The sequence below is a fragment of the Flavobacterium sp. AC267 genome, assembly GCF_979258715.1.
On record NZ_OZ409875.1, the window covers coordinates 2167674 to 2179779 of the forward strand.

Sequence of the window (12106 nt, forward strand, 5' to 3'; positions counted from 1 at the left end):
ATACAAATTTAGGTTTTAAATCATTTGCCTTTTTTGATTCAGAGGAAATTCTTGCGAAAATTCGATTTTCAAAACGGTTCCGTTATTATTTCCGATGCTTAATTTTCCGTCCAGATCATCGGTTAAACCTTTTATTAGCATCATTCCGAATGAGTTTGCTTTTTTATCGGCGCCGTCCAGATCAAAACCAATTCCGTTATCAGAAATTGTCAGTAGGTATTGATTTTCGGCTTTGGTTTCCAGCGTTACGTAAATCATTCCAGTTCGATCTTCGGGAAAAGCATATTTAATCGAATTTGTAATTGCTTCATTCAAAATCAATCCAAGCGGGACTGCGTGTGCCACATCCAATTCAAGCGGATCAACTTTAACATCAAAACGAATTCTCTGCCCAAGCGAAAAAGATTCTCGTAAATATTCGACCAATTCCTTAATGTAATTGGGCATATTAATTGTTGAAATATTTTCTGAGCTATATAATTTTTGATGAATTAAAGACATGGAATGAATCCTGTGCTGACTGTTTTTTATCGCCGATAAAGCCATATCATTATCCAAATAAGCCGATTGCGAATTCAAAAGACTAATGACTGTCTGCAGATTATTTTTTACCCGATGATGAATTTCCTTCAACAGCCATTCTTTTTCATCCAATAAATGTTTCAGATTAGTATTTTTCTGGTTGATTTCTTTTTCTTTGATTTCAAGTTTAGCGTGATTTCGTTGTTTTAAACGATATCTGTTAAATAATAACGCAATGATAATCAGTAATAAAACCAAACTCCAAATCGATACGCTATTTAAAAGCTTGGATTTTTGAAGTTCGCTTTTTTGCAATTTATCCTGATTGTTTAAAAGCTTAATTTTTTGTTCTTTATTGGCTGTTTCATATTGAATTTTAAGTTCATCGATTTGTTTGTTTTTGTCAACTCCATGAACAGAATCGGTTATTTTTTTATAATCCTGAAAATGCACTAAAGCATCTTTATAATTTCCTTTAATAGAATCTGTTTTATACAATAAAAGCTGAAGCGCTTCTGAATTATAAGTTGTGTCTTTAGTTCTCATAAGAGAAAAAACCTTATCAGCATAAAATTTTGCCTCTTCTGGTTTTTTGATCCTGATATAAAATAACGCTATAATCGTATATTCATGAATAACTTCTCTAAATGTTTCGGGGCTATTTAACTGACCAGCGTAATAAGCTGTTTCTTTAAAATACTTTTCGGCCCGAGCAAAATCTTTTAATACTTCATAACAATTAGCCTTAATATAAGCAACAGACATTTTATCGAAAATACTTTTAGGAGGATATTTTTCTGTCATTGAATTGATGTAGCCAATAGCTTCTTTCGTTTTTCCTTTTAGGGATAAAGCGGCTACAGCGCTGTAAAAACTTTTATACCAAGTTCCAGTGTCAATTGTCTGTCGGCCTATATCTATACTTTTTTTGTATAATTCTAATGCTTCTTCATGATGACCATAATGGTTATAAACATCTCCCAAACGCATATAAAAAACATCTCCAAAAGTGTAATCCTTTTCAACGTCCATTCTTTTTACACTTTTCAAGGCATAATATAAAGCTGTTTGTATATTGTGCTGAAATAATTCAATATAAACAATTGTTGTTTCTGCAAACTGCTGATGTGTGAAATTGATTTTTCGTAAATCGGCTAAATTTTGGTATAACCTTTTTTTGGCCTCATTTATTTTTCTTCCCCAAAAATAAATAGTCGTAATCTTCATGTAATTTTCGATTCTTTTCTCTTCCATTCCTAAAGACGCATAAAGCGAAACAGCTTCCTGCAGGATCTTTTTCTTTTTCGGGATCAAGATTAAATAAAAGAGTTCCATAAGCATCTAGCGCTTCGGCAAGACTTCGTTTATCATTTTGTTTTCGGCATTCGTCTATAACTTTCGTAAAACAATTTTTGCCTTCGATCGGATTATTGGCCTGATAATAATATTTACCTAACAATAGTAAACTTTCTTCTGCTGCCATTTTTTTATTTTAAAGTTCGCTTACTGGCGGCAACAGCTTGCTTTATATATAAGTCTGCATTTTTTAAATCCTGTGGTTTCATACCGGGTTTAAATAAATAAAAACTTCCTAACTGAAGCAATAGTTTGATTCTGTCTTCTCCTTTTGATTTAGCCAAAAGTTTTTGTACAGAATTGATATCGCCTTTCTGGATTAAATCATTTCCAATTAGTTTAGCATCATCATAAAAACCCTCATCGTAACTTAACGAAACAGGGAGTTTATATGCTTTGCAAGCGACAACTACGGCACTGTCGACATCAATTGCACCTTGATTGGCATTGTACAAATACATCGAGGAGGCTTGTATCAATAATCTTTTTTTAGGAAGATCATATTTGGCAACTGCTGGAGGTAGTTGTGCCAATGATGAAGTGGTAACGAATAAAAGCAAATAGTAAATAACGAATCGCTTCATAATTTGTTAAATATTAGGTTTTTGGATGGTTTTTGGTAAAACAAATATAGAAATAAAGAAGTTCGCTTTTTTTGAAAAATATCAAGAAAATTCACATTAAATATGGTTTTTTTGGTACAATTTTTTCAAAACACTGAAATTACTGAGGTTATTTAACTATTTTTATAGCAGTGAATTACGGGATTATAATATAAATAATACTACATTTATGGGAACCTTGTCTGATAAAAGCCCTCAATCTGACGAAAATGACTTTCAAAAACAAATTTTAATTGTAGAAGATCAATTTATTGAAGCGCATGATTTGCAATTAATTCTCGAAAAAGCAAATTATAAAGTGATCGGGATTGTGCGTTCGGTAGATCAAGCTTTGGATGTAATTCAGACCCAGAAACCAGATTTGGTATTTGTTGATATTATGCTCAAAGGAGATAAAAACGGAATCGAACTGGCGCACGTTTTAAAAGAAAAAAATATCGGCTTTATTTTTATTTCTGCCAATTCAAGCAAGAGAATTTTAGACCAAGCCAAAACTACACATCCATACGGATTTATTGTAAAACCGTTTAGAGAACAGGATATTTTGACTACTCTCGAAATTGCTTTTTACAGACAAGAATACAGTCTTGAATCGCAGTTAATGCGACAGTTAGAATTGAAAAACGAGATTACAGAAATAATCAATTCCAACCTCAAACTCGAAGAAGCTTTACTGGCTTTTGCCAAAATCATTCAGACTTTTGTTTGTTTTGATTATTTAGAGGCTGGGTTTGTAAGTGCAGATGAATATTCCAATCTCGGAATCATCAGAAAAAATATCGATCAATATCAAATTATCAACGTACAAAAGCTTTCGCAGATTGCTGATATCTCTATAAAAGAATTAAACGAAACCTATATAAAATCGCAGATTGATCTAAAACCTATTATTTACAGTGAAGAATCGCTGATTAATAATTTTCAGTCGGCACCAATAAAAGGAATTATTTCACATAATTTCGGAATCAAATCGTATTTGGTTTTTCCGCTATTGATTGCAGTTTCGGAGCGTTTTTGCTTGACTTTCTACAGCCGTAATTTCAATATTTATTCAAATGAAAATCTGAAATTATTATCTAATCTTGAAAATACATTTTCAAAATTTATTTCTCGTTTTTATTCGCCTGCCACACTAATTACAGAGACAAAAGAAATTCCTGTTAAAAGGGAAAAAGTTGAAAATGTAAAAACTGGTTTTGAGGGAATAATTGGAAATAGTTCTCAAATGGTAACGGTTTTTAATTACATCAAAAAAGTAGCACCGTCTGATACTTCGGTTTTAATTTTAGGCGAAAGCGGAACGGGAAAAGAAAAAATTGCCAAAAGCATTCATGATTTATCACCTCGAAAAGACAAACCGCTTATCATTATAAACTGTGGCGCTATTCCTGAAAACCTAGCAGAATCATTATTGTTCGGACATGAAAAAGGGGCTTTTACGGGCGCTTCGGAAAAACGAATTGGTAAATTTGAACTGGCAAACGGCGGAACTATTTTCCTTGATGAAATAGGAGAGATGCCTTTAGAACTTCAGGTAAAATTACTGCGTGTATTGCAAGAACGTGAAATAGAACGCGTTGGCGGACTTATGCCCATAAAGATTGATGTTAGAATTATCGCATGACAACCAATAAAAACCTCGAAGAAGAAGTCGTCGCTGGACGTTTTAGAATGGATTTGTATTATCGACTTCATGTTTTTCCAATTTTAGTTCCTTCGCTTAAAAAGAGAAAAGAAGATATCCCAGAATTGGCAGATCATTTTATAAAAGTATACAGCGATCGCATGAATCGAAAAATACCAATGCTTTCTGATAATGCCTTACAGCAAATTACAAGTTACGACTGGCCGGGAAACATCAGGGAATTGGAGCATCTTATACAGCGTACATTATTGTTGACGGAAGGAAATACGATTAAAACAGTTGAATTTTCATCTTCATCAAAAATGCATCCACAACAAAATATGGATTCATTTTCAATTAAAACTATTTTAGAAAATGAACGGGATTACATTTTATATATCCTTAAGAAATGTAACGGAAAAATATCAGGCGCAGGCGGAGCGACCGAAATTTTAGATATTCACCCTTCCACTTTAAATTCAAAAATTAAGAAGTTAGAAATTAAGCGGGAAATTAGTTAATCTACTGTATAAAATATAACACATAGAAACATAGTTTTTTCTTTAACTAAAAAGAAAATGAAAAGAAACTAGTTTCTAACACATAGTTAGCTTTGTTTGTTAACGCAAGTGAAACGCCTTTTAGCGGTAATACACACTAGGTTTCTATGTGTTTAATTACAATTTCAAATTACTTTTTCAATCCATTTTGCAATACTTTCCGCCACTTCCTGCCATTCGTAATGAAGAATTACAAAATGATTTTTGTTTTTAAATTCTTTATAACAAGTTATGGAATGTAAATTTCTATGTTTTCTAAAATTCCAATGAACCAATTTTGGCGGAATAATTTCATCTTTAGAAGAGGAAATAAAGAAAAGCGGAATATGTTTTTTTCTAAAATTGATTTTTGCTTGTTTTGAAAACAAATTACGCAATGCTTTTTTAGATTCGGGAATAACGAATTGAGCATATTCTGTTTTTTGTTCTTGATTTGATATGTCGTTAAAAAACAGATTCTTCCAATTTTCAAACGATAAAAGCAAAGTTTTTTTAGAAGAAAAAATCGCGCAAGAAAAGCGTAAAATAATTTTATAAAATGAAAGTTTTAAAGTCGTAAAGCCTTTTGGCGGAAAAGAATTAATGCAGATTCCCGCTTCGGCTAAATCTTTCTGAACCAGTAATTGTACCAAAAGTCCTCCGTAAGAATGTCCTACTAAAATAGGTTTCTCAGGAAGTTTTTCTATGATTTCGGTATAATAACACAAAAGATCAAATAAAGTGATAGACCCAATTTTCACACGCAGATTTTGCTCTCTTAAATTTGAAGCGCTATCATTTTTATGAAGCCACGGAGGTGCCACAACTTTATATCCTTTATTTTCAAAAAAAGTGAGCCATTTCCCCCAATACAAATGGCTCACAAAAGCTCCCGAAATAAATACTATCGTTTTGGCACTTGAAAGATACATAACAGGATTTTTAGATAAATCGTGAAATACAAATGATATGCCTCTTTGCAAAGTGTTGATTTTTATGAGTTTAAAGTAATATTGTTCCTTTTCGAATTATTATATTTCGTTAAATACTTTTTGAGGTATTGAAATATCAATTTTTATTGGGATAAAAACGGATTTTTAATTTTTGGTTTTATTAATAAAAAATCAAATCTGCGTCAATCAGCATTTTCGCAAAGCGAATCTGTTTTATCCACGCTCAATTGATCACATGAATTTATGTTTAAAGAAAATGTACCTTTAGAAAATCTAACCCTGACCTTTAAAATGAAAATACCACATAACGAGATAAAACCACTTTTATTCACTTTAGTTCTGCTGATTATTTCGGTTTCTTTTTCTTTTGCAAATGATTTTAATGCTAAAAAAGATTCCACAAAGGCTAAAACTATTTTCTTTAGAATCAAATTAAAATCGGATAGTAAAGTCAAAATAAAACCAGCGCCTTTAAAATTCAATAAACATTTCGCCTATAGTTTTACGCTTGACGATGGATACAGATCAGCTTATTTAACAGCATTTCCATTATTGTATGGCGGAAAAATAAGTAGTCCAAACCAAAACGAATGGAAAATCGATCAAGGAGGCGACGGAACAATTTCAAAAGGACTTTTCTATTCAGACGGATTAGGAAATAAAATTCCGTTTAAATTGGCTCTGGCAGTCAACGGCGGTTCAATTGGCGATTTACCAACAAACCGCGGACATCTTTCCTGGCCAGAAATAAAGGAAATGTACAATGCTGGCTGGGATATTTTGAATCACAGTTTTCATCATGCAACAAAGCACGGCACGAATTATTCGACAGAAGTAACCGAAAATACTACTTCGATAAAGCAAAATCTTGATTTTACAATGTCTCATTTTGTAGTTCCAGGCGGAGAAGGAGATCCAGATTATCATTTGGAATATGAGAAAGAAGCACTTGCTAACGGATTTCTTTCTGTTGCATCTTATAAAGGAGTTGGTCCAGTTTTTAACGTTGATTCTAAAATGAATTTAGATAAAATGATATCTGCGAGAACTTTTGTGCAGAGTTCAAAAGACACAACCAGTTTTGAAACAATGGATCGTTATTTAAAAACCTTAGATTCGATTGTTAAACAACCCAATACAGTTTGGTTTAACGAATTTACACACGGAACAGGAAATGGAAATCTGTGGAATTTAAGCATGCGTTTTCCTGATTTTAAATATTATATGACAACGCTTTCTAATAAATACGGCGTAAAAGGAAACGATTCCATCTGGATGGCGCCGTGGCAGGAAGTCTACGAATATATTTGGTTAAGAGACAGAATTAAAGTCGAATACAAGCAGACGAATAAAGAAATTGAAGTGACAATCGTGTTACCTGAAATTCCAGAAAAATTCAGAAATCGCGATATTTCATTACTAATTGATACCTCTTCAAAATTTGAAATAGAAAACAATAATTCACATTTTAAAATTAAAGACGACGGAAAAACAACTCATAAACAGATTTTAATTCAATGGAAATAATCCAATTAATCTGTGGCTAAAAAAAATAAACACATAGAAACATAGTTTTTGCAACTGGTAAAAGGCGTTTTATAGCTATGTGTTAGAAACTAGTTTCTTTTAATCTTCTTTTTAAGATAGAGAGAAAACTATGTTTCTATGTGTTTAAATAATTACAAACTAATCAATTTCCTTTTCGTTGTCTTTTATAAAAGTATCTATATTCATTAAATATGGATCAATAACAATGCGTTGAGGTTTTGTTTTAAGTTTAATTTTACCTTCGATTTTATTGTTTTTTATAAGGAAAGTATAATGGAATAACTTTCGGTTTTCATCGTAAATTCCAATATCGATTGTTGCGTCGTTTGTAATTTGTGTTCGTACTCCAGTTGCATTTTCCTGATATTTTTCAGAAACAGCTTTAAAAGAAATTTCATAAAAACCATTTTTTTTAGTGCTTGTAACCGATTCTATTTTTGAAGAATAGGTAATAATCTGCTTAAACATTTCATCTAATTTAGAATGCAGTTTTTTATCCGTTACGGCATAAATCTCTTTTAATAAATCCTCAGAATCAGGAAACGGATTTGGATATTTATACTGATGTAAAAAATTTTTCAAAGCCAGATTTACTTTTTCTTCCCCAATTAACATTCGCAATTGATGCATTATAATCATTCCTTTGTCATAAGGTAAATGCGGCGTGTCGTAGTTAGTTTTGTATAAAGGTGTTTCAGGATCGTAACTTCGGGCGCTTAGATATAAATCGAGATGAATTTTTAAAGTTTCCAGCGCTTTTTCCAAACCATGTTCTTTTTCATACAACATCAGCTCTGTATACTGCGCCAAAGTTTCGGTCAAAATCCAGCTTCCTTCCTTTTGTTCCGGACTTATCTGCGTATTTCCCCACCATTCGTGCGACATTTCATGAGCCGTTAATTGGTTAATTACATCTTCTTTGTCTTTATTGGTAAGATCGCTGTAAAAACCAAAATTCTCTTTCATAAAAACTGTCGACGGATAGGAAGTCGCGGCAAATCCATCGGCGAAAGCAGAAACTTCGGCGTAGCGAATGGATTTATACGGATATTTTCCAAAATTATTTTGACAGTAATCTAACGTATTCTTTACATCCTGAATTAACTTTTCAATGTTTCTAGAATGTCTTTTATCATAAAAAACTTCAATCGAAATACCTTTATAATTTGTTTTTTTGATTTGATATTCCGCGGAAGCGAAAGCAAATCGAAACGGAATCTTGCCATTTGATTGATAATGAAAATAATTGCGATCGCCTTTTTTCCAGTTTTCAATTAAATCTCCAACACCAATTGCAGTTTGATTTTCTGAAGTTGAAACAACAGCATCATAATCAACAAAATCGTATTTGATTTCCGATTTATCTTCCAGTTTTTTAAGAGGCGTCTGTGGTTTTAAATGTCTTTTGGCTCGTTCTTTTTTACTGCTGATTTCATTAGATTCTTGATAACCAAAAAGAGGAAAGTAACGGCTTATACGCATAAAAGAACCATTTTCGATTATTGAATTAAATGGCGTATGTCCTTTAAATGGCGACCATGATGACTCAAATGAAAAGTTTATTTTCATTTTTTGTTGAGGTTCTAAAGATTTTTCCAATCGATACCAATAATGATGAAATGTTGAAACATCTTCTAGTTTTTTAGAATTCGGAATCTCAATAGAAGTCAGTTTAGAATTTCGATCTATATATAGGAGTAAACTATCAATTGGTTTTTCAGAATTATTGATTAACTCATAACTGCCTTTAACTTCATAGCGGTTTTCTTCTGGAAATAAGTCGACTTTACTTTTTACTGAAACAATTGTAGGCTGTGCCAGATTTGTATATTTTTTCAATTGATTTTCATATTTTTCGCTCCAGTTATTCTGATCGTCTTCGGTTAAATATGGATATTCGATGTTAGTTTTATAAAAAAGGTAACTTCCAAAACCAATAAAAAGGATGATTCCAAAACCTAAAGTTGTTTTTTGAATAATATTAAATGAATTTCTTCGAAAGGTTTTTACGATTGAAGCATTTCTTTTCCATAAAATCCCTGTCAAAGTCAGCAGAATTAAAGCCAATCCGAAATTGTACAACATCGAAATATGAAATGGGAAAGTATATCTTCCGAAACCATTCAAATCCAAATATTCTGTTTTAAACGGATTTGCAAATCGTAATAATGGATGCGAAATACCCAATTGTTCTCCAACTCCAGTACAAAACAAAATGCAGACAAAAGCGACAACTGAAAGTCCTATATATTTGTTTTTAATAAAAGTCTGAATCGCAATAATCATTATTGAAATCAACAACAACGGAAATCCCAGATAATAATATAAAGAAAGATAAAGACCAATTTCGATTGGAGCATTAGAATTAGCAATCTGAAATGCGCATCCAATCAAAATACTGATACAAATAAGGATTAACGGAATTATAAAAAGTGACGTCAATTTCGCCAATAAAACTGCAAATTGAGAATAAGGCGCTGTATTCTCCAGCATTTCAAATTTCGAATTCTCACTTCGGTTTAATAATTCACTGCTATAAAAAAGAAGAATCAAGATCAGAATAAAAGGCAGACGGTCCATTATGGTTGTAAGCAACAAAGCCGTATCGGTAGTTTTTTCCGCTAATCTAATACCGCCGTCAATTTCATCTGAAATCTCAATCATTAACAATCCAGAAAATAAGAGAACAATCAACAAAAACGGAATTCCTTTTAGAATCAAAAAAATATCCATTTTAATATTGCTTTTAAAAACAGTAAAATTATGTCTGAAAGTTTTGAATTCGATGTTTTTTGGAATTTCCGAAGAAAGCACATTTACTTCTTTTGAAATAATTTTAGGCGTTTTGACTTTTTTGGTTTTCGTTTTTCGGAAAGAAAACAATCGATACGAAATAAAAAGTAAAAGCATCGAAACCAAAATCCAAAGAATCCGATTGAATAAAAAGTTCCCCGAAAGCGAAAACAGTTCTGTGTTTTTTTCAATCGCTGTCCAATATCTCGTTTGTTCTAAAAAAGCGACCAAACCAAACGGATCTATTTTTGTCGCCAGAGACATGGCTTTCGCCGAAGATGGAGAAGCATTCGCAAATAGAGGAGAATTAGAAAAAATCGAACCCGCAATATATAAGATGTAAATTAGTAAACCACCAACATAAATGAAAAGTTTACTTCTTGTAAGCCAAGCTAAAGCTGTGAGAATAGAAAGACACAAGAAAATATTGGGAATCACAATGATCAAATACGGCCAGACATAATTTATAATTTCAAAAGGTCCAAGTTCACTTTTTTCAAGCCATGACATTTGATGCCCAACGATCATTCCGATAATAAACATTCCGAAAGAAACTACAGCAATTACAAATGCGGTAATGAATTTACTCGACAAATAATGAAACTTAGAAATAGGAGAGGAGAAAATGATCGAATCGAATTTCGTTTCATATTCCTTTAAAAAACTTTGTGCTGTTTGAAGTGTAATCGAAAATATCGTCATTAATGAAATCAGACCAATCGCATAAGTAAGCACATACGGACTGTTTTTGTAAGCACCCGAAAAAGAGAAGTTCGCAAAAGCACTCACAAAAAAGCCTAATATCAGATATATAATAAATGTGGCATAAAAAGTCCAGCTTCTGGTGTTGTTATGCCATTCAAATTGAATTAATTTAGAAAGCATAACTTTAATTTTTAAGTTGATTTTGATTTAAAATACTAAAATAGACATCGCTTAAATCTGGCGAGATCAATTCGAAACCAGAATCGGGTCTTTCATTTGAGAAAACATGAATATTGATTTTACCTGAATTTAAATGTGATGAAATGATATTAAAGTTCAATTTGTGATCGTTTAATTCATGTTTTTGAATCGCCTTCATCCAGATTTTATCTTTTAGAGAATCGATTGCTTCGTTGGGTTTTCCTTCCAAAATCAATTTTCCGTTGGAGATAATTGCCATTTTTGGACATAAATCACGAACGTCTTCTACAATGTGAGTCGAAAGAACTACAATAATGCTTTCGCCAATTTCACTCAGCAGATTATTAAATCGGTTTCTTTCCTCGGGATCAAGTCCTGCTGTTGGTTCATCTACAATAATAATCTTGGGATTTCCCAGTAAAGCCTGTGCAATGCCAAACCTTTGTCGCATACCGCCAGAAAAAGAATGAACCGCCTTGTCCTTATGCTGTAATAGATTAGTCTCTTGCAACAAATACAGAATTTGATTGTGGCGTTCCTTTTTATTGATAATTCCCTTTAAAACCGCCAGATGATCCAGAAGTCGATAAGCAGAAATTTTAGGGTAAACACCAAATTCCTGTGGCAGATAACCCAGATTTTGTCTGATAAAAATTGGATTTTCCAGAATATTAATTCCATTAAACTCGATAATTCCAGAAGTCGGTTCCTGCAAAGCAGCAATAGTTCGCATTAAGCTTGACTTTCCTGCGCCGTTTGGACCTAATAAGCCAAACATTCCGTTTGTAATTTCAAGCGATAAATGGTCAATCGCTTTCGTACCGTTCTCGTACGTTTTGCTGAGATTTTTGATTGATAAACTGTTCATTTTTTGATTGATTTTGATGATTAAATTAAATTATGATGTGAAAAATTTAGGCAATAGAATACCTCTCGGCTTCAAAAACCGACTTATTATGTTTAGAAATTAAGATTTAGAAGAAAGCTATTCGGCCGTGTATTCTAAAATATCGCCAGGCTGGCAGTCTAAGATTTTACAAATAGCTTCGAGTGTGTCAAACCGGATTCCTTTTGCTTTTCCAGTTTTTAGAATCGATAAATTAGCAGGTGTAATATTTAGTTTTTCTGCCAACTCTTTACTCTGCATCTTGCGTTTGGCAAGCATTACATCAACATTTACAATTATTGGCATAGTTATATAAATAAGTCTTGTTCGTTCTGAAGGTTTAAACCTTGTTTAAA

General features: G+C 32.3%; 10 protein-coding genes. 3 read left to right on the forward strand and 7 right to left on the reverse strand.

The features are described 5' to 3' along the window. Positions 1-15: 15 nt before the first annotated feature. From ACZZ95_RS11120 to ACZZ95_RS11130, 3 genes are read right to left on the reverse strand one after another with little or no spacing between them, the layout of a single operon-like run. Positions 16-1776 (reverse strand): tetratricopeptide repeat-containing sensor histidine kinase, encoded by a 1761-nt coding sequence (locus tag ACZZ95_RS11120; RefSeq protein ID WP_463469053.1) that lies wholly within the window; start codon positions 1774-1776, stop codon positions 16-18. Beyond that, positions 1706-2005: a hypothetical protein gene (locus ACZZ95_RS11125; protein ID WP_463469054.1), complete on the reverse strand. Its 300-nt coding sequence runs from the start codon at positions 2003-2005 to the stop codon at positions 1706-1708. Before ACZZ95_RS11125 ends, ACZZ95_RS11120 begins: the two co-directional genes overlap by 71 nt. Positions 2006-2009: 4 nt before the next feature. Next, a complete protein-coding gene (locus ACZZ95_RS11130) occupies positions 2010-2462 on the reverse strand; it encodes a hypothetical protein (protein ID WP_463469055.1) in 453 nt (150 codons plus the stop codon). Between the two features lie 208 nt (positions 2463-2670). Between ACZZ95_RS11130 and ACZZ95_RS11135 the strand changes: the two genes are divergently transcribed. Together ACZZ95_RS11135 and ACZZ95_RS11140 are read left to right on the forward strand one after the other, a co-directional pair. Further along, positions 2671-4125 (forward strand): sigma 54-interacting transcriptional regulator, encoded by a 1455-nt coding sequence (locus ACZZ95_RS11135; RefSeq protein WP_463469056.1) that lies wholly within the window; start codon positions 2671-2673, stop codon positions 4123-4125. Then, a complete protein-coding gene (locus tag ACZZ95_RS11140) occupies positions 4122-4646 on the forward strand; it encodes a sigma-54-dependent Fis family transcriptional regulator (RefSeq protein WP_463469057.1) in 525 nt (174 codons plus the stop codon). The genes ACZZ95_RS11135 and ACZZ95_RS11140 overlap by 4 nt, the downstream gene beginning before the upstream one ends. Before the next feature lie 164 nt (positions 4647-4810). On the opposite strand, the gene ACZZ95_RS11145 is transcribed toward ACZZ95_RS11140, so the two are convergent. Then, a complete protein-coding gene (locus ACZZ95_RS11145; RefSeq protein ID WP_463469058.1) occupies positions 4811-5647 on the reverse strand; it encodes an alpha/beta fold hydrolase in 837 nt (278 codons plus the stop codon). A gap of 261 nt (positions 5648-5908) precedes the next feature. Here ACZZ95_RS11145 and ACZZ95_RS11150 point away from each other — a divergent pair, with 261 nt between their 5' ends. Continuing rightward, positions 5909-7144: a polysaccharide deacetylase family protein gene (locus tag ACZZ95_RS11150; protein ID WP_463469059.1), complete on the forward strand. Its 1236-nt coding sequence runs from the start codon at positions 5909-5911 to the stop codon at positions 7142-7144. Positions 7145-7303: 159 nt separating this feature from the next. On the opposite strand, the gene ACZZ95_RS11155 is transcribed toward ACZZ95_RS11150, so the two are convergent. The 3 genes from ACZZ95_RS11155 to ACZZ95_RS11165 all read right to left on the reverse strand — a co-directional run bounded on the left by ACZZ95_RS11155 (position 7304) and on the right by ACZZ95_RS11165 (position 12056). Next, the gene (locus ACZZ95_RS11155; RefSeq protein ID WP_463469060.1) at positions 7304-10843 is read right to left on the reverse strand and encodes an ABC transporter permease/M1 family aminopeptidase; all 3540 of its coding nucleotides are present in this window, start codon (positions 10841-10843) and stop codon (positions 7304-7306) included. A 4-nt stretch (positions 10844-10847) separates the two neighbouring features. Continuing rightward, positions 10848-11732 (reverse strand): ABC transporter ATP-binding protein, encoded by an 885-nt coding sequence (locus ACZZ95_RS11160; RefSeq protein ID WP_463469061.1) that lies wholly within the window; start codon positions 11730-11732, stop codon positions 10848-10850. A gap of 117 nt (positions 11733-11849) precedes the next feature. Continuing rightward, the gene (locus ACZZ95_RS11165) at positions 11850-12056 is read right to left on the reverse strand and encodes a helix-turn-helix domain-containing protein (protein ID WP_463469062.1); all 207 of its coding nucleotides are present in this window, start codon (positions 12054-12056) and stop codon (positions 11850-11852) included. Positions 12057-12106 lie beyond the last annotated feature (50 nt).